This is a genomic window from Stenotrophomonas pavanii (assembly GCF_900101175.1).
GTDB classification, from domain to species: Bacteria; Pseudomonadota; Gammaproteobacteria; order Xanthomonadales; family Xanthomonadaceae; genus Stenotrophomonas; species Stenotrophomonas pavanii.
Window position 1 is genome coordinate 127,743 of record NZ_FNFQ01000006.1, and the last position, 25,295, is coordinate 153,037.

Genomic DNA, 25,295 nt, shown 5'->3' on the forward strand with positions numbered 1-25,295 from the left:
GGTTACTGGAGCTGGCGCCAGGACTGGCGACCACACGGGTAAGGCAGGTAGAGCGACTGGCTGCCTGCCGCGCCGACGGCCATCCAGCAGGAGCTGCCTCCGGGCGGCGCCTTGTTGTCCGTCGGACGTGGCAGCACCGACAGCGAGACGTCACGCACCGGCGCGGTCCCTCCCGTCTTCAGCGCGATCGCTGCGGTCCCTGCCCCGGGCTGGCTGCCGGCCGGTGAGCCATAGCGGACGTTCTCCAGCATCGGCAGGCCGCTGATCGACGACAGTCCGAACAGCCAGTTGGAACCACTGGTCGAACAGCCGACCGTTTCCATGTTGGGCACATAGGTCGGCATGAAGACAATGCCGCTGACCAGGATCGGGTTGCCTACCGCGCGTTCGCCGTTGCCAGCGGGAAGTTGAATCATCCAGCCACGCGCGTTGGCCGGCGCCACGCCTGCAGTGATCTTGCGTTCATCGCTGCTTGTGGCGGCGGCGGCTGTATACGGAACGAGATTGGCAGCGGTCACCGTGGAGGTCACCGTCTTTCCCGACAGATCGTTTACGGCGTAGAGCGCCTGCTGCGACTTGTCATCCTTGTCGCTGGTGAACGAGAAGCTACCGGTGCCGAAATAGAGCATTACGCCGCCCGAGGGGCCGGTCGCTGCGGTCATGCCACCGGTGATCGGCTGGCGGTAGGTCTTGCCGGAGGAGTCCTGTGCCGCCTGGCTGGTGAACATCGGCACCGTCAGCGTGGTGTTCGCACTGCTGGTCAGGTCGAACTTCCACACGGCACCGCGCTGGTCGGCGGCATACACGGTGTCGGCCAGCCCATCACGGCCGCGCGCATCCTGGTTGGCGCCGGTCCAGCGATCGACCACCACGACATTGCCCAGCCCATTATCCCCGGAGATGCCGGCGCCCGAGGTGCCCTCGACCGCTTCGATCATGCGGATGTCGCCTGTGGCCATGTCGACAACGAACAGCACGGCCTTGCCATTGGCACTGCCATAGCCGTTGCCAAAGATCGCCTTCCAGGCCACGCCGGTGCCGCTCTTCACCGGCACGATCACCGGCTTGCCCAGCACGAAACCGATGTTGTTGCGCACCTCGTCCCTCAGCGACGCGTTGACGTCGCTGATTTCCCACAGCACGTTGCCGGTGCCGAAGCTGCCCGGCGTGGTGACGTCCAGTGCGAACACCGAACGACCGCCCGCACCGGTGGTGCCAACCAGGCTGGTCTGCCAGGCGGTGCCGTTGAACGTATCGGACACCGTCACCGGACCGTCGACGTAGTAGCGGTGGCGGAAGGTCTGGTCAGCCGTGTCGGACTTGTAGGGGAACAGCAGGTTGGCCATGTGGCCCAGCGCGGTGGCCGGGATGTAGGCAAACGTCTCCGTACCGCCGGTGCCGTCCTGCTTTGCATCGGCCTTCATGCCGCCGTCGAAGGCATGCAGCATGCCGTCGTTGGCGCCGACATAGACCATGTACCGCTGCGACTTGGCCTTGGTCGCCAGGTAGTCGGTGTAACTCTTGGCGTAGGTGCCGCCGAGCTGGCGATAGCCGTAGTCGTCCAACGGCGAACTCACCACCGGCGCCGAGTTGACGATGTCACCCAGCGGCGTGGTGCGGTCACGATACTTGCCACCGTTGCGGACTTCGGTCGAGCTGTCGGCCATGAGGTAGTTGATCGCGCTGGCCAGGTCGGCCTTGATCGCCGTCAGCTTGTCGGCGGAGCAGACCAGCATCGTCGCGTACTTGCCGCTGGGCTTGCTGCACAGATCCTGCAAGCTGATGCGGGCGCTGTTGAAATCCACCGGCGAACCCAGCTTGTTGGCGACAATGCGGCGGCCGGACGAGGACAGGCGGCTGGACGCCTCCCACACCTCGGTGAGCTCGGCCACCTGGTCAGCGTTGACCTTGACGCTTGACGCGGTCAGCTTGCTCGACCAGTCGGTACCACTGTTGGTGATGTCATAGCGCGGGGTGACCGCCAGTGAGCCGGTACCGATGCGCGCACCACTGATGCCGATCGTCCCTGATGGCGATGCACCACCGGTAATCGAGGACAGCACCCGGCGCATGGCCTCGGTGACGTCTGCCGGCGTCTGTGCGTTGATGAACTCGCCACGGCTGTTGACGGCAGCATGCCACAGTTCATCGATGACAGTACCGTCGTCCACGTTTATCGGGTTGCCGTTGCCGGCCCAGTTCGGCGGGTTCTTGTAGGGATCGTCGGTGGCGGCCTGGTTGACGCCGTAGATCTTGCCTTGCGCGCCCAGGGTCACGCCGTAGAAGTTCATGTGCAGGTCGGTCTGGCAATCCAGTCGCTTCCAGTCCGGGCTGCCCTTGTCCAGCGAATTGCACTTGTCACTGACCGGCACCTGCCCTGCCGGGAAGCCGGTCCCGGTGCGCAGGGGCGTGCGCGCGCCGGCGTAGGCCGCCGCCGCGATGTCGGCGATGGTATTGCTGTAGCCATCGGCGAACGGAATGGACGGCAGGTGGGTCGAGTTCACCGAGTCGGCATCACCGAAACCGCTGTTCGCCGTATTGCCGGAGTTGGTGTAGCCGTCGGTGAACAGCATGCCGCCATTGCGCTGGCAGGCCAGCTGGACCGGCGCGCCGCTATCGGTACGGCGGAACTGGTCCACCAGGTACTCCACGGCGCGACGATTGGGCGTGCCACCACTGGCGGTCAACCCGTAGATCTGCGAGTACAGGTCAGCCCGGTTGGTGACCATGTCGTACATGGTCGCGTTGCTGAGCTTGTTGATGGTGAAGTAGCCCACGCGCATCGTATCCACGCTCACCAGTGCGGCAGTCGACGAACCGACAATGGCCAATACGCGATTGCGGTGATACTGGAACCAGTTGGCAAAGTTCTGGATCGCGGCGTTGTAGGCCGCGGAACTTGAATAGTTGCCTGACTTGATCTGGTAGCGGCGCATGTCGCAGCCGGGGCCACAAGCCCCTGCGATCAGTGGCCGGCTGGCATTGTCGGTCTTGTAGCCCGCCGGTGCCGGCGCCGCCGCTGGCAGGTAGAACGTGGCCGGGAAATAGGTCACCGCATAGGTGGTGTTGCCGGTGTTGCTGATCGCCGCCGTGCTCCAGCCTCGGCCGGTGTAATAGGAGTTGCCGGTTCCGGACAGGTCGGGAATCCGCATGCCGCTGACGAACTGGAACTGCTCCGCCGTCGTGGAACGGTCGGTCGTCATGTTGTAGACGGCGTTGTAACCACGCTGGCCCGAGCGCGGATCGGCACGGGTCTGGGTGATCGAGGCATCGGCCCACAACGTGCCATCGGCATTGGTCCACGGCCGGTACGTCACGTCCGGGTTGAAGTAGCTGGCGTTGTAGACATGGGAACGGGCAAAGCCGTAGATGTCCAGCGGCGGAATGGCGCGACCCGGCGAATATTCCTTGTTGAAATCCGCGTGTGGGTACAGATAAAGGTAGCAGTCCACTGAATTGGTCGAACACGCCGAACCGACACTGAAGAAGCTTCCGTCATTGTTGAAGAAGCTTCCGGTGCTGGTGTTCCAGCGCATGCGGCCGTCACCGCCGGGGAACATGCGTTCGAAATTCATCGAACCCGAATCGTCCACGGCCATGATGAAGGCCGGCGTCGCGCGCGTCTGCACGTTCATCGGCTCCTGCGCCAGCACGCCCTGCGCCTGTGCCGCGAACAGGGTGTGCGCCAGGTAGCCCCCAGCGGCGAGAATGGCAAGGCCAGCGCCTGCCAGGATCCTGCGGTTGCGAGTGTTCATGGGTTCCCCACCCTTACAGCTTGAATACGGTATCGATCGCCGCACGCGACGTCGCATCACTGGTGGTATCACCGGCATAGGTCGTGATCTGGTAGACCGGCGTCGGCTTTTCCACCGTCTTGCCCATGTCCAGTGCACCTTCGCCCTGGATGCACCCCTGGATCTCACGGACATAGATCGCCGGCTTGCTGCTCAGCTTGGTTTTCGCGATCCAGGCCGACGGGTCGAAGCCGTCGTCGCACTGCTGGTTGATGTCGGAGGAAACCACGGCCGGATTGGCACCGGCATCCTTCCGGTTTGCGATGTTCTCCACCGCGTTCTCGGCGCTGCGGGCCGCGCCTTCGGCGTTCTGGAACGCCATGTTGGTCGCCCGGTAACCGGCTGCCATACGCTCCTGCATGCCGGCCACCTGCATGCCGATCACGCCCAGTAGAGCCAGCAGCACCAGCATGATCAGCGCGACGTAGAGAACAGCACCCTGCTGCCGTGCCTGGGCAACGAAGGGGCGGCGCCTGGAGGAAGGATAAGTGCGCATGGTCGTCAGTTCCCGAACAAGCGGTTGCGCAGCGCAACGGACGCTTCATAGGCGCCACGGTGGCGCTGGTCGTAAGGATCGGCCGGAGCGAAACCCACTCCCAGGATGGCTGGATAAGTGGCCGCGCTGCCCGGTGCTTCGGCCGACGCACGCTGCGGACTGCGCGCCAGCAGGCCGACCTGCACCATGCCGACGCGTCGCCATTGCGCCGCGGCGGCAGCGTCGGTGCCGGTGCTCACCGCACTGGCCACGCGCTGGTCCACGATGCGCCCGGTCGGCGGCGTGGGCAGGGAGATGTTGGTGGTGGCATCCAGGCCGTACAGGAACTGCATGTTCTCGATGCCTTCCACCAGCTCCTCGCCGTCGGCATAGCCACCGGCGCCATTGGCACGTGCCCGGTAAAGCGCCGGCTCGCCATTGGGGTTGCTCGCGATGTAGTACGCCATGCCATCGGCGCGATACAGCATGGTCATTGCGTTGTTGATCGAATAGTTGCTCAGGTCGACCTTGTCGACCTTCACGGTCGAACCGCTGATGGTCGCCGGGAACACGTCGGCACGGGTGCAGTCGGCCACGCCGAAGACCGTCGGCGTGCCTGCGGCGTTGGCCTTCAGTCGGGCCATGCCATCACTGGAGACGGTCAGCGTGGTCGCGCCCGCGGCCACGGAGATGCCGGTCACCACGGCCCCTTCCGGACTCATCAGGCGCAACACCAGGATGTCGCTGCCCGGCAACGGTGCCGGCTTGAGATTGGCGATGCTCTTCGGAACCGACTGTGCCGCGCTCCACGCCCGCCCCAGCGTCAGCGTGGTGCCCGGCGCAGTACCTGCTGCCTCGTAACCCTGCACCGGCACCGAGAAGTCCAGTGGGTCGCCACTGCCGGAGCTGATACCCAGGTGGTAGCCGACATCGCCGGTGTTCTTGACCAGGTGCGCCTGGTCGTTGACGCAACCAAAATGGCCGGCCATGCGCAGGTCACGCTGCAGGAAATCCAGTGCGAAACGCGCGTTCTCCTGCGTGCGGGCCGCGCCTTCGGACAGGCGCGATGCCGCACGCGAAGCGATGAAGATCTGGGTGACGCCCAGCATCAGGACCAGGCCGATGACCATGGCAATCATCAGTTCGATCAGCGACAGGCCTCGGGCGCGCGAAATTGGACTCATGGGCATGTTCACAGGAAGGTCGTCAGGCCGAAGGTGGTGAGGCTGTCGGGGTCCTTCGGATCCCAGCGCTGGTCACCCCAGCTGATCGCCACGGTGACCTGACCGGTGCTCTGCACGAAGGTCACCTGTGCACTGGCCTTCTCGCCCAGCGTGCGCGCGACCTCGCACTGCCAGCGCGCCACGTTCGTCTTCGGCGTCACGGCGGCGCCGGTCGGCCAGGCGCAGGCGCCGTTGGGCTTCACTGATCCGGCCGAGAACGAGGCCGAGGAATAGGCGCCTCCGGCCAGGGTGTCGGTGCGCTGCGCGCGCATCAGCTCGATCAGGTCATTGGCCAGGTTGGTGGCCTGCGTCCGGTAGTTCGCGCTCTGCACGAAGCGGACGTTGGTGGTCTGCAGCAGGGCGAAGCCCAGCAGCCCGAACGCCAGGATCAGCACCGCCACCATCACTTCGATCAGGCTGAAGCCGCCCTGCGAAGAACGTGGGCGGGCAAGGTTGCGGCGGCTCATGAGCAGGTTCCCTTGGTCACCCGGACCTGGCCGGATTGGTTGATCGTCAACGTGCTTTTCGATTCACCGGCCTTGCACGCATCCGGCGACAGCACCAGCGTCTGATCAGCAACAGCCCTGCGCCGGCCCCGCCCGTCGAAGGCGATGACCGCGCCCGGTGGGCCGACCACGCTCAGCTGCGGGTTGCCCTGCGAGAAGCGCAGCGCCACGTCATTGCCGCCCATCTGACCGTCGCCGTCCAGGTCCGACCACGCCAGTACCCCCTTGGTCCAGTCGCCATCGCAGGCTTTGCCATCGGCACTGCCACAGACACCGCCACCGGTGCTGTTGCGGATGCCCTCGCTGCGGGCCAGGTTGGCCAGCGCGATCAGCTCGTTATTGGCGGTCGCCAGCCGGTTCGAGCGGATCATGTTGCGGAAGCTCGGATAGGCGATCGACGCCAGGACCACGAAGACAGCCAGCGTGACCATCAGTTCAACCAGCGTGAAGCCGTTTTGCCGGCGCAAAGACATTGGACGCTCCCCAGCGTGTTGGTGGCCACGATGGGCCATCGCCCCGCCACCGGCAAGCGGCGGCAGGATGAACGGTCAATCCGGGGCGACGGGCGTCAAAGGCTTGACGTCCACCCTCCCCGACCGGTGCCGGCGCGATCCCCATCGCGCCGGCCCGGGTTCAGGCCAGCACCTGGTAGCAGGGCTGGTATTCGCCGGAGATCTTCATCCGGCGCTGCTCGACGAAGGCGCGCAGCAGCGCGTCCAGCGCCTGCATCATGTCCGGGTCACCGTGGATCTGGAACGGCCCGAACTGCTCGATGCGGCGCATGCCGTCCTCCTTCACGTTGCCGGCCACGATGCCCGAGAACGCCCGGCGCAGGTCGGCCGCCAGCGCGTGCGGCGCACGCCCGTGATGCAGGTCCAGCGCCGCCATTGCCTCGTGGGTCGGCACGAACGGCTGCTGGTACTCCCACGGAATCTCGATCGACCAGTTGAAGAAGAACGAGTCCTTCTGCGCCAGGCGGTGTTCGCGCACGCGCTTGATGCCACTGGCCATCTTCCTGGCCACGGCCACCGGGTCGCCGATGATGATCTCGTAGCGCTCGGCAGCCTCGTCGCCCAGGGTCAGGCGGATGAAGCGGTCGATCTGCTCGAAGTATGGCGCTGCCACGGTCGGGCCGGTCAGGATCAGCGGGAACGGCAGGTCCTTGTTCTCCTCGCGCAGCAGGATGCCGAGCAGGTACAGGATCTCTTCGGCCGTGCCGACGCCACCGGCGAACACGATGATGCCGTGGCCGATGCGGACGAAGGCCTCCAGGCGCTTCTCGATGTCCGGCATGATCACCAGATGGTTGACGATCGGGTTCGGCGACTCGGCCGCGATGATGCCCGGCTCGGTCAGGCCGATGTAGCGCGTGACGGTGCGGCGCTGCTTGGCATGGGCGATGGTCGCGCCCTTCATCGGGCCCTTCATCGCGCCCGGGCCGCAGCCGGTGCAGATGTCCAGGCCGCGCAGGCCCAGCTCGTAACCCACCTGCTTGGTGTACAGGTACTCGTCGCGCGAGATCGAGTGGCCGCCCCAGCACACCACCAGGTTCGGATCGCCCGGGTTGAGGATGCGCGCGTTGCGCAGCAGGCCGAACACCGCGTTGGTGATGCCCTCGGACGACTCCAGCTCGGCCGCGTAGGCCGGGCCCATCTCGATGGCCATGTAGGCCAGGTCGCGCACGACGGCGAACAGCAGTTCGGCGACACCGCGGATGATCTCACCGTCGACGAAGGCCATCGCCGGTGCGTTGACCAGGTCGATGCGCACGCCGCGATCCTGCTGCGCCACCTGGATGTCGAAATCAGGGTAGAGGTCGCGCGCCGCGCGCGGATCGTCCGAGGCGCTGCCGCTGGTCAGCACGGCCAGCGCGCAGCGGCGCAGCAGCTCATGCATGCCGCCGGCGGAGGCATCGCGCAGGCGTGCCACTTCGGCCCGCGACAGCACGTCCAGCCCACCGCGCGGGTAGATCCGCGCATCCTGCACCGGCAGCGCACGGGCTGATTTTTCGTTCGTGGTCATATCCAATTTTTCGCTTCCTTCAAGGTTTCCGACTTTACTGCCGCCCCCTTAAAAAGCAAAACGGCCGGGAAGCCCGACCGTTGGATGTGTGCTGCCCGCGTTCGCCTGGGCGGCGTTGACGCCGCGCACATTTCTGGATGCTACGCCGTTGCCCGACACCCTGCAAGGACTTTCGCCTGAACGGAAAACGGCCGGGTTTCCCCGGCCGTTTCCGTTTACAGCAGCGCTACGTCAGTGCATCAGAACTGGTAGCGGAAGCCCAGCTGCAGCGACCACTGCGAGACACCGACGTCGAAGCCGTCTGCGTCGTTGTTGGCCACCGTCGGCAGGTCAGCGCCGCGGAAGTTGTAGACGTACTTGCCGTCCTTCATGCCCTGCAGGGTAGCCACGCGCGCATCGGCGAAGAAGCCGTAGTCGTAGATGTTGCCCCACTTCTTGTTGAGCATGTTGCCGACGTTCTGGATGTCCAGCCACACTTCCGACTTGTGACCCTTCATGAAGCCCGGCAGCTGCTGGCTGATGCGGATGTCGAAGGTGTTGATCCAGCCGGTACGGAACTGGTTGGCCGGAGCGTAGCCGCCTGCGTACTTGGCCAGCTGCGGGTTGGCCGCCAGCCATTCGTAGAACGACTTCTCCATTGCCGCATCCGGGGTGAAGGTGCTGCCCACCAGATTGCCGAACAGAACCTCGCCCGGGTTCGGCACGTAGAACAGGTCGTTTGCGGCACGGCCGTCGCCGTTGGCATCGTTCACGTACACGTAGCTGTACGGACGGCCGCTGCGGCCCTCGTACACCAGACCGACCTTGGTTTCGTAGTCGCCGAAGAACTTGTGCTTCCAGTTCAGCGAGCCCGACAGGCGGTCACGGATCTGGTAGCGCGAGGTGTTCTCGGTTTCGCTGTTGGCGTTGAAGGCGTACTGGTAGTTCCAACCCGAGCTTGCAGTGGAGCTGGTCAGCGAGCCCACTTCGGTAGCGTCGGTGTAGGTGTAACCGATGTTCCAGGACCAGTCACTGGCGTCCGACCACGGCTTGCTCAGCGACACGGTGAACTGCGAGGTGCGGCCCTTGTCGGTGTTGGCGATTTCGTAGACGGCGTCGTAGCCGCGGTTCCGCCCGAAGCGGGCATCGCTGTTGGTCCACAGGTTGCCGTTGCGCGACGCAGCGTAATAGAGCTCACGACCGTCCGGACCCAGCTGCTGCACCGGGCCCAGGTTCAGGTTCCTGTAGTACAGGGCATCCTTGACCTTGGTGACCAGCAGCTCGGCCGAAGCCACGATGCCGTACCACGGGGTCTCATGATCGAAGGCCAGGTTGGCCTTGTACACCGACGGCATCTTGAAGTCGCTGCCGACGAAGTTGACGTTCTGACGGTTCGAGCCCGGGGTGGTCGGGACCGGCTGGCTGTCCTTGTTCCCGTTGAACGGCAGCGTGCGATCGTAGGCAGTGTAGGCGTACACCGAATTGTTGAAGCCGGTGGCCGAGTAGCTGTTGCTCAGCCACACCTGCGGCGCATCACCCTGGAACAGGCCCACGCCGCCGCGCAGCTGGGTCGGACGCTCGCTGTCGAAGGTGTAGTTGAAACCGACGCGCGGCTGGATCAGGAACTTGTTGCTCAGCACCTCGCTGTTGTCGCGACCGAAGAAGGTCGAGGCTGCAGCGTTGTAGGTCGGGGCCGGGCTGGTGTCGGCACGGTCGGCACGCACGCCCAGGGTCAGGGTCAGGTTGTTGTTGACATACCAGGTGTCCTGCACGAACAGGGCCAGGTTGCTGTACTTGTAGTCAGCCGGAATCGAGCCCGGGGTGCGCTCCGGGTTGTAGTTGTAGCTGCTCCAGCGGCCAGCGGCGAAGTTGTCCAGGCCGTAGAAGGTGTAGGCACCCCACGAGTTGGCGCCGAAGTAGTTGTAGATGTCGTTGGTGTCGTACGAGGCGCCGAACTTGACGTCGTGGTCACCCAGGGTCCAGGTGGCGGCGGCGTAGTAGTTCCATGCCTTGGTCTCGAGGATGTTGTCCTGCGAATTGACCTCGGTACCCAGGTACAGCGAATCGCCCGACGGCGCAGCCTCGTTGCCGCCGAAGTAGATGCGGATGCTCGGCGCGCCGGTGGACACGTTGCGGATCGCCGAGTACTCGCGGTACGACGCCTTCAATTCGGTCGAGAAGTTCGGGGTCCAGTCACTGAACAGCTGAGCGACGTAGCTCTCGTTGGTCTTGTCATGCTGGTACCAGTACGAGCTCAGCGAGGCCGAACTGGTGGTCATGCCGTTGATGCGCAGCTTGCTCTGGTCGATCTTGCTGTAACGGATGTTGGCGCGGTGGTTCTCGCTGATGTTCCAGTCCAGCTTCAGCGCGTACTCTTCCATCTCCGTGTCGCCGTTGCTTTCCAGGCCACCGGCGTTGATGCCATAGCCCTGCGCGATCTGCTGCGCGCGGGTCACGTCGGCCAGGGTGAACTGCGGGTTGGCCTTGCCCAGCGCGGTGCCGCTCAGGTCGGCGCCCGGGGCGGCCTGCTTGAACTTTTCGTAGTTGGCGAAGAAGAACAGCTTGTCCTTGACGATCGGGCCGCCCAGGGTCATGCCGTAGGTTTCTTCCTTGGTGAAGCCCTTGAACGGCTGGCCTTCCGGGTTGTCGCCGAACCAGTCGCCATCACGGTAGGTGCCGTACACCGAACCGTGGAATTCATTGGTACCCGACTTGGTCACCGCGTTGACGGTGGCACCGGCGGCAGCAGCGATGCTGACGTCGTAGTTGGACAGGTTGATGTCCAGGGCTTCGATGGCTTCCATCGCGACCGGCTGGCGGCGGGTCGGCATGTTGTTGCCTTCCAGGCCGAAGGTGTCGCTGGCCGAGACGCCGTCGATGTTGATCGAGTTGAAGCGCGGGTTCTGGCCACCGGCCGAGATCGAGCCCGAGGCGCGATCGATGAAGGTCACGCGCGGATCCAGGCGCATCAGATCCTGGATGTTGCCGCCGATGGACGGCGCAACTTCGATCTGCTGCTGGCTGATGTTGGTGCCCGAGCCCATCTTGGTGGCGCTGAACACTTCCGAACCACCGCCGACAGCGGTGACCTGCACGGTGTCCAGGTTGGTCGCGGCGAGGTCGCCGGCCAGGGTGGCATTGATGGTGCCGGTCTGGTTCACGCCCAGGTAGACGCCATCTTCGGTCTTGGTGCCTTCACCCGGCTTGGTGATGGTGATCGAGTACGGACCACCCACGCGCAGGCCGCGCGCGTTGTAGCGGCCGGCCGCATCGGTGGTCGCACGCGAAACGGTGCCCGACTCGGTGTGGGTGATGGTGACTTCAGCGCCGGCAACGGGCTGGCCGCTGCGGGACACGACCTGGCCGCCGACACCGGCAGAGGTGCTCTGGGCGAAGGCGGGGGCGGCGGCAAGTGCAGCCACGAGACCAAGGGTGAGCTTGGACATCCGGAGTGGGTGGGTCATTTTTCGGTAGCCTCGATGCGAGTTGGCGATGGCGGAAAAAAAGCGCATCCAAGCAGCCCTGCGGGTGGCTGATCGGAGAGTTATCTGGGGTTCCCTACCGCTCGGCTGAAGGCAGCCCTAACGGTTAACACTAGATTAACACGCTACGCCATCAATGTGACGGTTGTGCGACAAACGGCACCGGTTCGCAACGCAATCGTGACGGGTTCTTCACTCTGCCTTTCCATGGGACTCACTTTTCCCGGGCCATCCCACTGGCATCAAGAATCTGCCCACGCCAGGCGCTCCCGGCCCCGGACAACAGGGTCACCGCCGCTGCCGCTGCGGCTTCCGGGCCTTGCGCAGCCGGGTCCTGGTCGACGGAATAGGCACGTGCGCGCAGCGCCGTGCGCAGGGGGCCGGGGTACAGGCCGCTGACCCGGACGGGACTGCGGCCCAGTTCATCGTGCAGGCTGGCGATCAGGCCACGCAGGCCGTGCTGGGCCACGCCGTACCCTCCCCAGTAGGCCTGCCCCACCCGTTCAGGGGCATCGACCGCGAACACCAGGGCGGCATCCTCGCGCTGTCGCAGCAGCGGCAGGCAGGCCTGGGCCAGCCAGGCCGGGGCCGTCAGGGTGACATGGACCGCGCGGGCGAAGCTGGCTGGGTCGGCCAGCTCGAACGGGGTCAGCCCCGGGAAATGCGCGGCGCAGACCAGCAGGCCGTCCAGCCGCCCCAGCTCGCGCTGCAGGGCCTGGGCCAGTTCGGCGTAGTCGTCGGGGCCGGCACCTTCCAGGTCCAGCGGGTACAGCAGGGGTTCCGGGCCGACCGCCTGGACCTGGGCATAGACCCGGTCCAACCGGCGCGGCTTGCGCCCCAGCAGGACCACGGTGGCCCCGGCGGCTGCGGCAGCAACCGCCGCGGCACTGCCCAGCCCGCCGCCGGCCCCGGCAACCAGCACCACGCGGTCCTGCAACGGGCGGCCATCGAACGCCCCGTCAGTCGGTGACGTCGACGGCCAGGCACTCATCCCTGGGTCGCCTCTTCGACGATGCGCTTGAGCTCGCCGGATTCAAACAGTTCCATGACGATGTCGCAGCCGCCGATGAGCTCACCGTTGATGAACAGCTGCGGGAAGGTCGGCAGGTTGGAGAAGCGCGGCAGGTTGGCACGGATCTCCGGTTCCTCGAGCACGTTGACGGTGCGCAGGGCGACAGCGCCGGCCGCCATCAGCGCCTGCACGGCGCGACTGGAAAAGCCGCACATCGGGTACTGCGGGGTGCCTTTCATGAACAGCACGAGCGGGTAACGATCGACCTCGGCCTGGATTTGCTGCATCACCGCCACAACCACACTCCTTGCTTCGCCGGACAACCCGACCGTGATGGTCGGCTAGACTGCCCACGGTAGCCGCCATTGTAAGCGGATGGAACAGGCTGCCGCCGTCCCCCTGGCCACGAACCTGTCCATGCCCGTCGAATTGCCTGCCCTGCCCTACCTCTCCGGCTCCCTGCAGCCGCACCTGTCCGCGCAGACCGTGGAGCTGCATCACGGCCGCCACCACCGCGCCTATGTCGACGCGGTCAATGCCGGCACCCTCGGCACCGAGTGGGAGGAGGCGTCACTGGAAGAGATCGTGCGCCATGCCCAGGGCGCTCTGTTCGATGCGGCCGCCCAGGCCTGGAACCATGGCTTCTACTGGCAGTGCCTGCGCCCGCGCGGCGGCGGCGAGCCGCAGGGCCGGCTGGGCGAGCTGGTCAAGCGCCAGTTCGGCGACGTACAGCGCCTGCGCGAGGAGTTCAACCGCACGGCGCTGGGCCTGTTCGGCTCGGGCTGGGTGTGGCTGGTGCAGCACCCCGGTGGCCAGCTGGGCATCCAGGCCACGCGCAATGCCGGCACGCCACTGACCGGCGAAAGCACCCCGCTGCTGTGCTGCGATGTCTGGGAGCACGCCTACTACACCGATTACCAGAATGATCGCGCGCGCTACCTGGACGGGTTCTGGCAGCTGGTCAACTGGGAATTCGCCGAGAGCCAGCTGCGCTGAGGCAGCGGCTCGGTCACCGGGTAGTGCCGGCCGCTGGCCGCCAGCCCACTGGACGTACAAGGATGCCGGGGTTGCCGGCCAGCGGCCGGCACTACCGAAATGCAGAGCGGAGCGTCACGCGCTCTCGTGCGCGGCCACCGCATCCATCACCCGCGCCGAGTACACCAGCGCGGCGCCGGCGTTGAGCGACACCGCCACGCCCAGTGCTTCGGCGATTTCCTCGCGGCTGGCGCCCTGCTTCAGCGCTGCGTCCACATGCACGGTGATGCAGCCGTCGCAGCGGGTGGTCACCGCCACCGCCAGCGCGATCAACTCGCGGGTCTTGGCATCAAGGTGGTTGGTCTGGGCGCCGGCGTTGGCCAGGGTGGCGTAGCCCTTGATCGTGTCGGGCGAGAGCTTGCCGATCTCGCCGATACGACCCTTCAGTTCCTTGCGGTAGGCATTCCAGTCGAGCATGGTCGTGACTCCTGTAAAGGAGCTCCACGCTACCACCGGAAATGTTGCGCCAATGCCTGCACCGGCGCGCCACATCGTTGCATTGCCGGCCAGCGGCCGGCACTGCCGGCTCAGCGGTTGCGCAGCGCGTGCACCGCGGGTGCGACCTGGGCCTGACGGTCCAGCTCCAGGCCAATCTGGTCCAGCGCATCGGCCAATGCCACGGCATCATCGTCGCGCAGGGTGGCGTGGCCGACCTTGCGGCCCTCACGCGGCTGCTTGCCGTAATCGTGCCAATGGCCGCTGGCCTGGGCCAGTACCGGTGCCGGGTCGGGCATCTCGCCCAGCCAGTTCAGCATGCAGGCATGGCCGAGCATGCGGGTGCTGCCCAGCGGCAGGCCCAGCACGGCACGCAGGTGGTTCTCGAACTGCGAGGTCTCGCTGCCTTCGATGGTCCAGTGGCCGGAGTTGTGCACGCGCGGCGCCATCTCGTTGGCCAACAGCTCGCCATCGCGGCAGAACAGCTCCAGCGCGAACACGCCGACGTACTGCAGGTGCTCGGCGACACGGCGCGCGTAGCCGATGGCCGCCTGCTGCTCGGCGTCGGACAGCACCGCCGGCGCCACGCTGGCCGACAGCACGCCATCGACATGCCAGTTGCCGGTGATCGGCCAGGCCTCGAAGCTGCCATCGCGGCCACGCACGGCCACCACGCTGACCTCGCGCTGGAAGGCGACGAAGCCCTCCAGGATCAGCCCGGTGCGCTCGACCTGCGCGCCCAGCGCCTCCCAGGCGGCGTCGACGTCGGCCTCGCTGCGCAGGCGGAACTGGCCCTTGCCGTCGTAGCCCAGACGGCGGGTCTTGAGGATGCACGGCAGGCCGAATTCAGCGGCCTTCGCCGCCAGCTCGTCGCGGCTGCGGATGTCGGCGAAGGCCGGCAGCGGAATGCCCAGCTGCTGGAACAGGGTCTTCTCGCTCAACCGGTCCTGGGCCACCGCCAGCGCAGCCGGCGGCGGGTAGACCGGCACGCGGCCGGCCAGGAACTGCGCACTGTCGGCGGGCACGTTCTCGAAATCGAAGGTGACCACGTCGACCTTGGCGGCGAAGTCCGCCAGCGCCTGGCGGTCATCGAAGGCACCGACGGTGAGCGGCGCCAGTGGGCCGCTGCAGGCGTCGGCTGCCGGGTCGTACAGTTCGAAACGCAGCCCCAGCGGCGCACCGGCCAGGACCATCATGCGGGCGAGCTGGCCGCCGCCCAGGATGCCGACGGTCAGGCTCATTGGCGCGGATCGTCGTGGGCCATCACGTCTTCGGTCTGGCGTGCACGGAAGGCGTCCAGCGCCTGGCCGATCGCCGGCTGGTCGCTGGCCAGCATCGCCGCCGCGAACAGCGCCGCGTTGGAGGCGCCGGCATTGCCGATGGCGAAGGTGGCGACCGGAATGCCGGCCGGCATCTGCACGATCGACAGCAGCGAGTCCATGCCGTTGAGGGCCTTGGACTGCACCGGCACGCCCAGCACCGGCACGGCGGTCTTGGCCGCGATCATGCCCGGCAGGTGCGCGGCCCCGCCGGCACCGGCGATGATCGCGCGCAGGCCACGCGGGCCCGCCTGCTCGGCGTAACTGAACAACACATCCGGGGTCCGATGCGCGGACACCACCTTCACTTCGAACGGAACACCCAGGGCTTCAAGCTTCTGGGCGGCGTGCTGCATGGTTTCCCAGTCGGAACGGGAACCCATGACGATGCCGACAAGCGGCGCGATCGGGTTGGGGGTCATTGGCCGTCACCTGCCTTAAAGACGTATTCTAGCCATCTTCCACGCAAGACGAAGAACCATGGATCGCAAGCTGCTCGACCTGCTGGTGTCGCCGGACACCCGCCAGCCCCTGTCCCTGCTGGATGGCAAGGGCCTGGAAGCCCTCAACAAGGCCATCTCCGCCGGCGCGGTGAACAAGGCCGATGGCAACCCGCTGGCGCAGCCGCTGCGCGAAGCGCTGGTCACCCGTGACCGCAAGCAGGTGTTCCGCGTCGACGACGGCATCCCGGTGCTGCTGGCCGAGGAAGCCATCCCGACGGCCCAGATCGCCGACTTCCCGGCCGCATGAGCACGCTGCCGACGCCGGATGCGGCCCTGGTCGCCGCCGATGTCGCGCGTGCACTGGCCGAGGACCTGGGCAGCGGCGACGTCACCGCTGCCCTGCTGCCCGACCAGGCTGACAGCGCCTACCTGCTGTGCAAGCAGGACGCGGTGATCGCCGGGCGGCCCTGGTTCGACGCCACCCATCGCGCGCTCGACCCCGATGTGCGCATTGAATGGCACATCGCCGAAGGCGATGCCGTCACCGCCGGCACCGTGCTGGCGCTGCTGCACGGGCGCAGCCGCAGCCTGGTCAGCGCTGAGCGCACCTCGCTCAATTTCCTGCAGACGTTGTCCGGCACCGCCACGACCACCGCCCGTTACGTGGCAGCGGTGGCCGGTACCGGCACGCGCATCCTCGACACCCGCAAGACCCTGCCCGGCCTGCGCCTGGCGCAGAAGTACGCGGTGCGCTGCGGCGGTGGCGAGAATCATCGCTTCGGCCTGTACGACACGGTGATGCTGAAGGAGAACCACATCCGTGCCGCCGGTTCGCTGGCCGCGGCGGTGGCCGCCGCACGCCGTGAGTGGCCTGCGCTGCCGCTGGTGGTCGAGGTCGAAGACCTGGCGCAGCTGCGCCAGGCACTTGAAGCCGGGTGCGAACGCATCCTGCTGGACGACTTCAGCCCCGACCTGCGCCGCGAAGCCGTACGCATCACTGCCGGCCGCATTCCACTGGAAGTCTCCGGCAGCGTCGGCCTGGGCGGCCTGCGCTCGATCGCCGAGGATGGCGTCGACTGCATCTCCATCGGCGGCCTGACCAAGCACGTGCAGGCGATCGACCTGTCGTTGAAGCTGGGCCCGCCACCGGGCTGAGGCCCGGCGTGTGGTCCGATCCCTTTTCCATGGGAAAAGGGATCGGACCCCGTTCTCACACCCGGCGTTCACGACAGCACTGCGACGCTGCGGGCATCCCCCACAGGAGCCGCGCATGCGCCGGATGCTCTTGCCTGCCTGTCTGCTGCTGGCTGCGGCGCCCCTGTCCGCAGCGGCCGCCGAAGCCTGCGATGTGCCGCCCCGCTTCGGCCTGAGTCCGTTGGCGGTGGCCATCCGCAATACTGCCTGCAATGAACACCGGCTCTGGTTCCGGCCTTTCATCGATCGTGATGGCCGTGCGGCGAGTCTCAGTGTCACCGAGGCCGAGAACGAACACCTGGCCGACAACGGACTGATCGCCTGGCAGCGCGTGGCCGGCTACTGGCGCAACAGCGGCACGCTCAACGCCATGGGCAGCATCGCCGGCGCCAGCAGCTGCCTGGCACCGCTGGGCACGCGCTATACCGACAGTGACTGCCGCGCGTTCCTGGTCGACAACCCGTGGTCGGCCGCCTTCATTTCGTGGGTGATGGTGCGTGCCGGTGTGCCCGGCTTCAATACCTCGCCACGCCATATCGACTACATCCGCGCCGCGTACCAGGGCGGCCCCTCGGGCGTGCCGTACAGGCTGGTCGACCCGGCCACGGCCAAACCCGCGCCCGGTGACCTGCTGTGCTTCCTGCGCGACCGTAGCAGCACGCTCAGTTACAGTGGATTGGTGCAGGCGCTGGGCAACGGTTCGGTGGGCCACTGGAAATCACATTGCGAAGTGGTGGTGGCCGCCAACCTCGGCGGCGACCAGACCCTGTACCTGGTCGGTGGCAACGTGATGAACACCGTGGCGATGCGGTTGCTGCCGCTGGATCGTACCGGGCTGATCAAGCTGCCGCCGGCGCGCGAACGCAACAGCACCGGCATTGACCCCAGCTGCACCCCGGGGCGTGAGGACGAATGCAGTTTCAACCGCCAGGACTGGGCGGCCCTGCTGCAGCTGACCGCGACTACGCCCTTGGCGATGCCTTCGCCCAGCACAGCACCGATGCAGGCAGTGCCGGCCACGGTGCCGGCCACCGCACCCCCATCACCGATGACCGACCCGCAGCCGCCAAGGCGGTGACACAGGCGCTTGATCCAGCACGCATTCGCCGCCATCTTTGCCGGATCCACCTCTGACGGCTGACGCCATGCCCACCCTGCTGCTGTTGCTGATTGCCGGCGGAATCATCTACTTCTTCTGGAACGCCGCGCGCTCGGCCGCCGAGCGCGCGGTGGAACTGGGACGCAATGCCTGCCGCGCCGCCGACGTGCAGTGGCTGGACCAGGCGGTGCACGCCACCGGGTTGCGGCTGTCGCGTGGCGAGGATGGCCGGCTCGGCTTCGAACGCACCTTCAAGTTCGAGTATTCCTACGATGGCATCGACCGCCACGTGGGCCGCATGGTGCTGCGTGGCGACCAGTTGATCTCGTTCACTGGCCCCGGTGCCGCGCGGATCAGCCAGATCCGGCCGGATGTGGAGGATGCCGAGGATGTCTAGGGTTTAAGGATGTCCTGACCAACGGCAGGCACCCACCGCAAACGGGCAAAGAAAAACGCCGCCCATCGGGGCGGCGTCGGAAGGGTTACTTGACCACGCGCAGGTTCGGGCGGCCCTTCGGCGGCGGGCTGGCCGGCGGCGTATCGTCCGGTGGCGTGCCGTCCTCATGCAGCAGCTCGTCGCTGGTCGGCGCGGTTTCGCTGCCCGGGATGTCATCCGGCAGCGCCATGCCCTGCCCGGTCTCGCGGGCGTAGACGGCCAGCACGGCGCTGATCGGCACCTGCACCGGGTAGCTGGTACCGGAGAAGCGCGCCGAGAAGCTGACCATCTCGTTGTCGATCATCAGCCGCACGACAGCACGTTCGGCGATGTTGAGCACGACCCGGCCATCCTTGACCGCCGAAGGCGGGACCTGCACGCCGGGAACGCCGGCGTCGACCAGGATGTGCGGGGTCAGCTGGTTGTCGTTGATCCATTCCACCAGCGCCCGCAGCAGGTACGGGCGGTGGCTGGTCATGTGGAAGAAGTCTTCGGTCATGCGTGAAGTGTACGCGCCCGGCGGCCTGCCGGGGCGGATCGCCTGCACGCCGGTCGGCGTGCAGACGGGTACTGCATGGGCCGGTCAGGCCGGCAGGTCGCGCAGTTTCTTTTCCTGCTCGGTCAGGCTGCGGACGAAACCGGGGTGGCGGAAGATGCGGTTGCCGTAGTCCTCGATCGCCTTGCCATCCTTCGGCAGCGGAACATCCAGCGACTGCAGGCGCCAGATGATCGGGGCCATGGCGCAGTCGGCCAGGCTCATTTCCGGGTTGAGGAAGAACTTGCTGGCCTTGAACAGCGGCAGCGAGGCCGTCAGCAGTTCCTTCAGGCGCTTGCGACCGGCCTCGGCCTGGGTCTTGTTGCCCAGCTGGATGGCCTGCACCTGCGGCACCCAGTCGTGCTCGATGCGCAGCATCGCCAGGCGGATGCGCGCACGGGACAGCGGATCGACCGGCATCAGCGGCGGATGCGGATAGCGCTCGTCCAGGTATTCGCTGACCACCGAGGCGGCGTACAGCACCAGTTCGCGCTCGACCAGGGTCGGCACCGAATGGTACGGATTGAGATCGATCAGGTCTTCAGGCGGGTTCTGCGGATCGACCGGGACAAAGTCGAAGGTGACCCCCTTGGCCGCCAGGACCAGGCGTACACGGTGGCACAGTACGTCGTCGTTCGAGGAAAACAGCGTCAGTGTATTGCGCATGCGTACGCTCGCCGCCATCAAAGGCTCTCCCACGACAGGAGACCGCCTGCCGCATCGGCGCCGCCGGCACCGTGCCGGCGGTCGACTCCTCCCCGAGTGTGCAACCGGCCATCACAAAAGCCAATAGGCCCGTGCGATGGCCGGCGGCAGAATCAGTGGACGTCCTTCCAGTATTCCTTCTTCAGCAGGTACAGCAGGAAAGTCAGCAGGGCCAGGAACAGGATCACCCACACGCCCAGCTGCTGGCGCTTGAGCGCGGCCGGTTCACCGGCGTATTCGAGGAAGTTGGTGATGTCCCGCACGGCCTGATCGTACTGGCCGGCATCGACCGACCCGGGCGTTTCGATTTTCAGGCCGGTCACCGGCGGGTCCATGCCGGGCGCTTCCGCCTTGCCGTGCACCGCATGCTGCAGGCCCTGCATCTCCCACAGCGGGTTGGGCATGGAGGCATTGGCGAACAGCGCGTTGTTCCAGCCCAGCGGGCGGCTGCTGTCCAGGTAGAACGACTTGAGATAGGTGTAGACCCAGTCACTGCCCCGCACGCGCGAGATCAGGCTGAGATCGGGCGGCATCTTGCCGAACCACTTCTCCGCGTTCTCCTTCGGCATCGCCACCGGGATCGGGTCGCCGATCGCCGAGCCGGTGAAGTTGAGGTTGTTCATCACCTCTTCCTCGGTCAGGCCCAGGTCCTGCGCCATCCGCGAATAGCGCAGGTACTTCAGCGCGTGGCAGCCGGAGCAGTAGTTCATGTACAGCTGCGCGCCGCGCTGCAGCGAGGCGCGGTCACCCAGGTCGTTGCCGGCCTGCAGCAGCGGAGTGCCGCCCTCGGCGGCGGAGGCCAGGAAACTGCCCAGCATCAGGGTGGCCGCCAGGGCCAGCCGGACCATCCAGCGCTCAGTCATGCGTGGTCACCCTCTCCGGTACCGGCTTGGTCTTGTCCAGCCTTGTCCATAGCGGCATGGTGATGAAGAACGCGAAATACAGGAAGGTCAGCACCCGCCCGATGTAGGTCTCGTGCACGTCGGTACCCGGGCCGGAACCAATCACGCCCAGCCACACGAAGCACACGGCCAGCACGCCCAGCATCACCTTCGAGATCCAGCCGCGGTAGCGCACCGATTTCACCTTCGCCTTGTCCAGCCACGGCACCAGGAACAGGATCGCGATGGCCGAGAACATCACCAGCACGCCGCCCAGCTTGTTCGGCACCACGCGCAACATCGCGTAGTACGGCGTGTAGTACCAGACCGGCTTGATGTGTTCCGGGGTCACCAGGCGGTTGGCCTCGGTGAAGTTGTCGTGCTCCAGGAACAGGCCGCCGAAACCGGGGGCGAAGAAGATGATGAAGGCAGCGATGATCAGCAGGAAGCCGGCGCCGACGCCATCCTTGAGCGTGTAGTAGGGATGGAACGGGATGCCATCGGCCGGTGCATTCGGCGACCAGCGGTTGCCCTTGGGCCCCTTCTTGATCTCAACGCCATCGGGGTTGTTCGACCCCACTTCGTGCAGCGCGCCCAGGTGCAGCACCACCAGCAACAGCAGCACCAGCGGCAGCGCGATGACGTGCAGCGCGAAGAAGCGGTTGAGCGTGGCGTCACTGGGCAGGTAGTCACCCATGATCCATTCGGTCAGGCCGTTGCCGATCACCGGTATCGCGCCGAACAGCGAAATGATCACCTTGGCGCCCCAGAACGACATCTGTCCCCACGGCAGCACGTAGCCCATGAAGGCTTCGGCCATCAGCACCAGGTAGATCAGCATGCCGAGGATCCACACCAGCTCGCGCGGCTTCTGGTAACTGCCGTACAGCAGGCCGCGGAACATGTGCAGGTAGACCACGATGAAGAACAGCGAGGCACCGGTGGAATGCATGTAGCGGATCAGCCAGCCCCACTCCACATCACGCATGATGTATTCGATGGAGCCGAACGCCTCGGCGGCGTTGGTCTTGTAGTGCATCGTCAGGAAGATGCCGGTGACGATCTGGTTGACCAGCACCAGCAGCGCCAGCGAACCGAAGTAATACCAGAGGTTGAAGTTCTTCGGCGCGTAGTACTCGCTGACGTGCTTGCGATAGACCGGCATCAGGCCCGGCGCGCGGGCATTGACCCAGTCGGCCACGCCGCTGGCGGTACGGCTGAGGATATTGGCCATCAGGCAGCCCCCTGCGGATCGACACCGATGATGATGGTGTTGTCGTCCTGGTAGTGGTGCGCGGGCACCTTCAGGTTGATCGGCGCCGGCACGTCCTTGAAGACGCGGCCGGACATGTCGAAGCGCGACTTGTGGCAGGGGCAGAAGTAGCCGCCCTTCCACTGCGGGTCATAGGGCTCGGGCCGGATCTCGGCGACCATTTCCGGCGAGCAGCCCAGGTGCGTGCACAGGCCGACCAGCACGGAGATGTCCGGCTTGATCGAGCGCAGCTCGGGGTTCTGCTTCAGCACGTAGTCCGGCTGCTGGTCCTTTTCGCCGGACTCGGGGTCCTTGAGGCGGCCGTCCAGCCCGTGCAGCGCATCCAGGATCGCCTTGGACCGCTTGACGATCCAGATCGGCTGGCCACGCCATTCCACGATCAGGCGTTGGCCTTCCTGCAGGGCGCTGATGTCGGCTACCACCGGTGCGCCGGCAAGCTTGGCGCGGGCACTGGGGTTCCAGGATTTGATGAAAGGAACGGCGGTGAAGCCGACGCCGACGGCGCCCACCACGGCTGTGGTGGCAGAAAGAAAACGCCGACGTCCGGTGTTGACTGGATCGTGTACCCCATCGTTGGCCATCCGGCACTCCGATATTGATTAGGTAGCTTTAAGGCTGCCAGCGGATCCGGTGGGGGCCAGAGCCGCATTGAATCGCGGTCGAGTGTAGCGGAACCGTCGCGCGCCACACAACGCATTGCAACAACATTGATTGCGGGGGTTGCCGGCCAGCGGCCGGTCGGTACCGGCCATTGCCCAGGGGTTGCCGGCCAGCGGCCGGCACTACTGGTGCGTCAATGCGGTGCGGTAACGCTCGGCCAGCTGCCCGACCCGGCGTACGTAGTACTGGGTTTCGCTGTAGGGCGGCACGCCGCCGTGGCGGTCGACCGCGCCTTCGCCAGCGTTGTAGCCGGCTGCGGCCAGGGTCAGGTCGCCATTGAAGCGCTTCAGCAACCACGCAAGATACTGCACGCCGCCGCGGATGTTCTGTCCGGCGTCGTACGCATCGCTGACCCCGAAGCGCGCGGCGGTCGGCGGCATCAGCTGCATCAGCCCCTGTGCGCCGGCGCGGCTGAGCGCGGTCGGGTTGTAGGCCGATTCGGCGTGGATGATGGCCCGCACCACCGCCTCCTCGACGCCGAACTCGCGTGCGGCCGAGGTGATCTCGGTCTGGAACGCGGTGGTGTTCAGGCGCACCGAACCGAAGTCCACGCGCGGGTTGACGCCGCAGGCGTAGCAGCGCTCCATGAAACTGTAGCGGATGGTGCGCACCGGACCGAGGTTGGCCACCTGGGTGGGCCGTGCGCTGGTGTAGTGGCGCACGCCATCCTTCATGAAGGAATAGACCTGGCCGCTGACCATGCGCCCGCTGCGCGAGGCGACCGGGGGCGCTGGCACGGCCGCAGGCGCCGGTGCAGGCGAGGCCGCGGGCGCCACGACCGGGGCCGCCGCACTGGCGGCCACGGCCACCGGATTGCGCTCGATGCTGGCCACGGTGGTCGGCGCCGGTTTCGGCGCGGCCACCACCGGGCGCGGTGCCGGTCGGGTGTCGCGGCTGTAGCTGATGGTGCTGCAGCGGGCACCGGCCACACGCTTGCTGACATAGCTGGTGACCCCGTCGGCGCCCTGGCACTTGAACAGGGTGCCCGCACTGGCCGGCGCAGCGGTCAGCGCAGCGATGATGATCGCCGTTGTCCCCAGTATCCCCTTCATGGCGGCGAGTGTCCCAGCTTCGCCGGGGCTTGCCAAGCGACGCCGCTCAGCCTGTGACCGGCGGCACAGCCAGCACCTGCCCCAATCCGGCCAGGCGCTGTGCCAGTTCATCGCGCAGGCCCGGCGGCGTGGTCCACAACGCTACCGGCACCCGGTCCAGGCTGAGGATCTGCGCCAGCATCATGCCGCGGCTCTCGGCGCCCATGCGCAGCAGGCAATGGTCGGGACCGTCGGCCTCCAGCACGCCACACCAGGGCGGGATGCGGCCTTCCAGCTCGGCGTGGCTGCCGGCCAGGCGCACGATGGCCTGCAGCGCGAAAGGCGCCTGGCTGACCGCCTGCCGCACCATCACATCCGGCGGTGCGGGCGTGCGGCGATGCATGCCCGGCGCGGAGCATTCGCGCACCGCGCCCATCCGGTCCACGCGCAGGGTGCGCCAGTCCTGCCGGCCCAGGTCCCAGGCCAGCAGGTACCAGCGCCGCCCGTAGTTGACCAGGTGCTGCGCCTCGACCTCGCGCTGGGTCACCGCCTCCTGCGCGCTGCGGTATTCGAAGGCCAGCCGTGACGCCTGCCGGCAGTGCTGGGCCAGCCGCCCGAGCAGGCGTGCATCGGTGGACGGAAGATCGGACAGGGTGGCGGTGGCGGCATGCACCTCGCCGGCCTGCTGGCGGCGACGGGTCGGCACCAGCGGGTCGAGCTTGGACAACAGGCCACGGGCGGTGTCGTCGATGCCGGCGACGGTCGCGGACGCGGCCCGCAGGGCGATCGCCAGGGTGGTCGCCTCCTCCTCGTCCAGCAGCATCGGCAGTATCGGTGCCCCTGCCCCCAGCTGGTAGCCGCCACCGACCCCCGACGAGGCCCGGACCGGATAGCCCAGTTCGCGCAGCCGCTCGATGTCACGCCGGATGCTGCGCCGGTCCACGCCCATGCGCTCGGCCAGCTCGGCCCCTGACCACTGGCGGCGGGCCTGCAGCAGGGCGATCAGGCGCAGCAGTCGATGGGCGGTATGGCGCATGAAGGATCGAGGACAGAAGTCGTCCGCAATAGTGCCCCAGGATGGCCTCCAGTTCACCACCCACCGCAAGGAGCAATGCCATGTCCTCACGCCAGATCACCCTGTACCACGCCGCCCGTTCCCGCTCGAGCGGCGCGGTGGCCCTGCTCGAAGCGCTGGGTGCCGACTACCGCATGCAGGTGCTGGACCTGAAGGCTGGCGCCAACCTGGCCCCGGCCTATCTGGCCATCAACCCGATGGGCAAGGTGCCGGCCATCGTCCACAACGGCGCGCTGGTGACCGAACAGGTGGCCATTTATCTGTACCTGGCCGACCTGTATCCGGAAGCCGGGCTGGCGCCGCCGATCGGCGACGCCCTGCGCGGGCCCTACCTGCGCTGGATGGCCTTCTATGGCGCCTGTTTCGAGCCGGCGATGATCGACAAGGCGATGCATCGCGAGCCGCCACCGCGCCTGATGTCGCCGTACAACGATGCGGAGACCGTGCTGCAGGTGGTCGAGGCCCAGCTGGCGCAGGGCCCGTACCTGCTCGGCGAGACGATGAGCGCCGCCGACGTGCTGTGGGGCAATGCGCTGGCCTGGACCACGGCCTTCGGCTTGGTACAGCCGGCGCCGGCCACGGCCGATTACATTGCACGGATGAGCGCGATGACCGCCTTCGACCGTTCGCGGCAGATCGATGCGGAGCTGGCGGCGGCGTAAGCGCGGTTGCAGTAGATCC

The 25,295-nt window shown here is 66.6% G+C and carries 25 protein-coding genes; 6 read left to right on the forward strand and 19 right to left on the reverse strand.

From position 1 onward, the window contains the following. Positions 1-2: 2 nt before the first annotated feature. From BLS66_RS11920 to grxD, 9 genes are all read right to left on the reverse strand, one after another. A complete protein-coding gene (locus BLS66_RS11920; RefSeq protein WP_057495214.1) occupies positions 3-3,755 on the reverse strand; it encodes a pilus assembly protein in 3,753 nt (1,250 codons plus the stop codon). A 13-nt stretch (positions 3,756-3,768) separates the two neighbouring features. Then, on the reverse strand, positions 3,769-4,290 hold the full coding sequence (locus BLS66_RS11925; RefSeq protein ID WP_074725939.1) for a pilus assembly PilX family protein: 522 nt from the start codon (positions 4,288-4,290) through the stop codon (positions 3,769-3,771). A gap of 5 nt (positions 4,291-4,295) precedes the next feature. Next, positions 4,296-5,453, reverse strand: coding sequence for a PilW family protein (locus BLS66_RS11930; RefSeq protein WP_053506820.1), 1,158 nt, complete (start codon positions 5,451-5,453; stop codon positions 4,296-4,298). Positions 5,454-5,461: 8 nt separating this feature from the next. After that, complete coding sequence (gene pilV / locus BLS66_RS11935; RefSeq protein ID WP_057495216.1) at positions 5,462-5,959, reverse strand: type IV pilus modification protein PilV; 498 nt, start codon at positions 5,957-5,959, stop codon at positions 5,462-5,464. After that, positions 5,956-6,471, reverse strand: coding sequence for a pilus assembly FimT family protein (locus BLS66_RS11940; RefSeq protein WP_053463494.1), 516 nt, complete (start codon positions 6,469-6,471; stop codon positions 5,956-5,958). The genes pilV and BLS66_RS11940 overlap by 4 nt, the downstream gene beginning before the upstream one ends. Before the next feature lie 160 nt (positions 6,472-6,631). Further along, on the reverse strand, positions 6,632-8,020 hold the full coding sequence (ppnN, locus tag BLS66_RS11945) for a nucleotide 5'-monophosphate nucleosidase PpnN (RefSeq protein WP_049467539.1): 1,389 nt from the start codon (positions 8,018-8,020) through the stop codon (positions 6,632-6,634). A gap of 239 nt (positions 8,021-8,259) precedes the next feature. After that, entirely contained in the window at positions 8,260-11,463 is a 3,204-nt protein-coding gene (locus tag BLS66_RS11950) for a TonB-dependent receptor (RefSeq protein ID WP_229301983.1), read from the reverse strand. Positions 11,464-11,695: 232 nt separating this feature from the next. Continuing rightward, on the reverse strand, positions 11,696-12,472 hold the full coding sequence (locus tag BLS66_RS11955) for an SDR family NAD(P)-dependent oxidoreductase (protein ID WP_049467535.1): 777 nt from the start codon (positions 12,470-12,472) through the stop codon (positions 11,696-11,698). Next, a complete protein-coding gene (grxD, locus tag BLS66_RS11960; RefSeq protein ID WP_049467533.1) occupies positions 12,469-12,789 on the reverse strand; it encodes a Grx4 family monothiol glutaredoxin in 321 nt (106 codons plus the stop codon). The genes BLS66_RS11955 and grxD overlap by 4 nt, the downstream gene beginning before the upstream one ends. A 121-nt stretch (positions 12,790-12,910) precedes the next feature. On the opposite strand from grxD, the gene BLS66_RS11965 reads away from it, so the two are divergent. Further along, entirely contained in the window at positions 12,911-13,489 is a 579-nt protein-coding gene (locus BLS66_RS11965; RefSeq protein WP_074725984.1) for a superoxide dismutase, read from the forward strand. A gap of 114 nt (positions 13,490-13,603) precedes the next feature. Here BLS66_RS11965 and BLS66_RS11970 read toward each other — a convergent pair whose 3' ends face one another. The 3 genes from BLS66_RS11970 to purE form a co-directional block, all read right to left on the reverse strand. Further along, complete coding sequence (locus tag BLS66_RS11970; RefSeq protein WP_049467531.1) at positions 13,604-13,945, reverse strand: carboxymuconolactone decarboxylase family protein; 342 nt, start codon at positions 13,943-13,945, stop codon at positions 13,604-13,606. Between the two features lie 110 nt (positions 13,946-14,055). After that, positions 14,056-15,204 carry a 5-(carboxyamino)imidazole ribonucleotide synthase gene (locus tag BLS66_RS11975; protein ID WP_074725940.1) on the reverse strand — a complete coding sequence of 383 codons (1,149 nt, stop codon included), beginning with the start codon at positions 15,202-15,204 and terminating at the stop codon, positions 14,056-14,058. Further along, on the reverse strand, positions 15,201-15,704 hold the full coding sequence (gene purE / locus BLS66_RS11980) for a 5-(carboxyamino)imidazole ribonucleotide mutase (protein ID WP_005412808.1): 504 nt from the start codon (positions 15,702-15,704) through the stop codon (positions 15,201-15,203). The genes BLS66_RS11975 and purE overlap by 4 nt, the downstream gene beginning before the upstream one ends. A gap of 58 nt (positions 15,705-15,762) precedes the next feature. Here purE and BLS66_RS11985 point away from each other — a divergent pair, with 58 nt between their 5' ends. The 4 genes from BLS66_RS11985 to BLS66_RS12000 all read left to right on the forward strand — a co-directional run bounded on the left by BLS66_RS11985 (position 15,763) and on the right by BLS66_RS12000 (position 18,415). After that, complete coding sequence (locus BLS66_RS11985) at positions 15,763-16,032, forward strand: Trm112 family protein (protein WP_005408847.1); 270 nt, start codon at positions 15,763-15,765, stop codon at positions 16,030-16,032. Continuing rightward, the gene (nadC, locus tag BLS66_RS11990; protein WP_074725941.1) at positions 16,029-16,880 is read left to right on the forward strand and encodes a carboxylating nicotinate-nucleotide diphosphorylase; all 852 of its coding nucleotides are present in this window, start codon (positions 16,029-16,031) and stop codon (positions 16,878-16,880) included. Before BLS66_RS11985 ends, nadC begins: the two co-directional genes overlap by 4 nt. Before the next feature lie 115 nt (positions 16,881-16,995). Beyond that, positions 16,996-17,997 carry a DUF2272 domain-containing protein gene (locus BLS66_RS11995; RefSeq protein WP_057495221.1) on the forward strand — a complete coding sequence of 334 codons (1,002 nt, stop codon included), beginning with the start codon at positions 16,996-16,998 and terminating at the stop codon, positions 17,995-17,997. 67 nt (positions 17,998-18,064) lie between these two features. Continuing rightward, entirely contained in the window at positions 18,065-18,415 is a 351-nt protein-coding gene (locus tag BLS66_RS12000; protein WP_005415950.1) for a DUF3301 domain-containing protein, read from the forward strand. 85 nt (positions 18,416-18,500) lie between these two features. On the opposite strand, the gene BLS66_RS12005 is transcribed toward BLS66_RS12000, so the two are convergent. The 7 genes from BLS66_RS12005 to BLS66_RS12035 all read right to left on the reverse strand — a co-directional run bounded on the left by BLS66_RS12005 (position 18,501) and on the right by BLS66_RS12035 (position 24,575). After that, on the reverse strand, positions 18,501-18,953 hold the full coding sequence (locus BLS66_RS12005; RefSeq protein WP_014646584.1) for a ClpXP protease specificity-enhancing factor: 453 nt from the start codon (positions 18,951-18,953) through the stop codon (positions 18,501-18,503). Positions 18,954-19,037: 84 nt separating this feature from the next. Next, a complete protein-coding gene (locus BLS66_RS12010) occupies positions 19,038-19,673 on the reverse strand; it encodes a glutathione S-transferase N-terminal domain-containing protein (RefSeq protein ID WP_021203577.1) in 636 nt (211 codons plus the stop codon). Between the two features lie 134 nt (positions 19,674-19,807). After that, complete coding sequence (locus tag BLS66_RS12015) at positions 19,808-20,557, reverse strand: cytochrome c1 (protein ID WP_032960911.1); 750 nt, start codon at positions 20,555-20,557, stop codon at positions 19,808-19,810. After that, positions 20,550-21,809: a cytochrome b gene (locus BLS66_RS12020; protein WP_049467520.1), complete on the reverse strand. Its 1,260-nt coding sequence runs from the start codon at positions 21,807-21,809 to the stop codon at positions 20,550-20,552. Before BLS66_RS12020 ends, BLS66_RS12015 begins: the two co-directional genes overlap by 8 nt. Continuing rightward, the gene (petA, locus tag BLS66_RS12025) at positions 21,809-22,429 is read right to left on the reverse strand and encodes a ubiquinol-cytochrome c reductase iron-sulfur subunit (RefSeq protein ID WP_004151998.1); all 621 of its coding nucleotides are present in this window, start codon (positions 22,427-22,429) and stop codon (positions 21,809-21,811) included. The genes BLS66_RS12020 and petA overlap by 1 nt, the downstream gene beginning before the upstream one ends. 201 nt (positions 22,430-22,630) lie before the next feature. Then, positions 22,631-23,560 carry a lytic transglycosylase domain-containing protein gene (locus BLS66_RS12030; protein ID WP_049467518.1) on the reverse strand — a complete coding sequence of 310 codons (930 nt, stop codon included), beginning with the start codon at positions 23,558-23,560 and terminating at the stop codon, positions 22,631-22,633. A 46-nt stretch (positions 23,561-23,606) separates the two neighbouring features. Next, positions 23,607-24,575, reverse strand: coding sequence for a helix-turn-helix transcriptional regulator (locus BLS66_RS12035; RefSeq protein ID WP_057495223.1), 969 nt, complete (start codon positions 24,573-24,575; stop codon positions 23,607-23,609). An 80-nt stretch (positions 24,576-24,655) separates the two neighbouring features. On the opposite strand from BLS66_RS12035, the gene BLS66_RS12040 reads away from it, so the two are divergent. Then, entirely contained in the window at positions 24,656-25,276 is a 621-nt protein-coding gene (locus tag BLS66_RS12040; protein WP_049467515.1) for a glutathione S-transferase family protein, read from the forward strand. The last annotated feature ends 19 nt before the right edge of the window (positions 25,277-25,295 follow it).

Bases quoted from the DNA above. Each gene is read 5' to 3' on its own strand.
- BLS66_RS12005 (WP_014646584.1), bottom strand. From the start codon at position 18,953: ATGACCGAAGACTTCTTCCACATGACCAGCCACCGCCCGTACCTGCTG.
- BLS66_RS11975 (WP_074725940.1), bottom strand. From the start codon at position 15,204: ATGAGCCTGACCGTCGGCATCCTGGGCGGCGGCCAGCTCGCCCGCATG.
- BLS66_RS12020 (WP_049467520.1), bottom strand. From the start codon at position 21,809: ATGGCCAATATCCTCAGCCGTACCGCCAGCGGCGTGGCCGACTGGGTC.
- pilV (WP_057495216.1), bottom strand. From the start codon at position 5,959: ATGAGCCGCCGCAACCTTGCCCGCCCACGTTCTTCGCAGGGCGGCTTC.
- BLS66_RS12030 (WP_049467518.1), bottom strand. From the start codon at position 23,560: ATGAAGGGGATACTGGGGACAACGGCGATCATCATCGCTGCGCTGACC.
- BLS66_RS11970 (WP_049467531.1), bottom strand. From the start codon at position 13,945: ATGCTCGACTGGAATGCCTACCGCAAGGAACTGAAGGGTCGTATCGGC.
- BLS66_RS11985 (WP_005408847.1), top strand. From the start codon at position 15,763: ATGGATCGCAAGCTGCTCGACCTGCTGGTGTCGCCGGACACCCGCCAG.
- purE (WP_005412808.1), bottom strand. From the start codon at position 15,704: ATGACCCCCAACCCGATCGCGCCGCTTGTCGGCATCGTCATGGGTTCC.
- BLS66_RS12040 (WP_049467515.1), top strand. From the start codon at position 24,656: ATGTCCTCACGCCAGATCACCCTGTACCACGCCGCCCGTTCCCGCTCG.
- BLS66_RS12015 (WP_032960911.1), bottom strand. From the start codon at position 20,557: ATGACTGAGCGCTGGATGGTCCGGCTGGCCCTGGCGGCCACCCTGATG.
- BLS66_RS11965 (WP_074725984.1), top strand. From the start codon at position 12,911: ATGCCCGTCGAATTGCCTGCCCTGCCCTACCTCTCCGGCTCCCTGCAG.
- nadC (WP_074725941.1), top strand. From the start codon at position 16,029: ATGAGCACGCTGCCGACGCCGGATGCGGCCCTGGTCGCCGCCGATGTC.
- BLS66_RS11955 (WP_049467535.1), bottom strand. From the start codon at position 12,472: ATGAGTGCCTGGCCGTCGACGTCACCGACTGACGGGGCGTTCGATGGC.
- ppnN (WP_049467539.1), bottom strand. From the start codon at position 8,020: ATGACCACGAACGAAAAATCAGCCCGTGCGCTGCCGGTGCAGGATGCG.
- BLS66_RS11940 (WP_053463494.1), bottom strand. From the start codon at position 6,471: ATGTCTTTGCGCCGGCAAAACGGCTTCACGCTGGTTGAACTGATGGTC.
- BLS66_RS11925 (WP_074725939.1), bottom strand. From the start codon at position 4,290: ATGCGCACTTATCCTTCCTCCAGGCGCCGCCCCTTCGTTGCCCAGGCA.
- petA (WP_004151998.1), bottom strand. From the start codon at position 22,429: ATGGCCAACGATGGGGTACACGATCCAGTCAACACCGGACGTCGGCGT.
- BLS66_RS12000 (WP_005415950.1), top strand. From the start codon at position 18,065: ATGCCCACCCTGCTGCTGTTGCTGATTGCCGGCGGAATCATCTACTTC.
- BLS66_RS11930 (WP_053506820.1), bottom strand. From the start codon at position 5,453: ATGAGTCCAATTTCGCGCGCCCGAGGCCTGTCGCTGATCGAACTGATG.
- BLS66_RS11950 (WP_229301983.1), bottom strand. From the start codon at position 11,463: ATGACCCACCCACTCCGGATGTCCAAGCTCACCCTTGGTCTCGTGGCT.
- BLS66_RS12035 (WP_057495223.1), bottom strand. From the start codon at position 24,575: ATGCGCCATACCGCCCATCGACTGCTGCGCCTGATCGCCCTGCTGCAG.
- BLS66_RS11920 (WP_057495214.1), bottom strand. From the start codon at position 3,755: ATGAACACTCGCAACCGCAGGATCCTGGCAGGCGCTGGCCTTGCCATT.
- BLS66_RS12010 (WP_021203577.1), bottom strand. From the start codon at position 19,673: ATGGCGGCGAGCGTACGCATGCGCAATACACTGACGCTGTTTTCCTCG.
- BLS66_RS11995 (WP_057495221.1), top strand. From the start codon at position 16,996: ATGCGCCGGATGCTCTTGCCTGCCTGTCTGCTGCTGGCTGCGGCGCCC.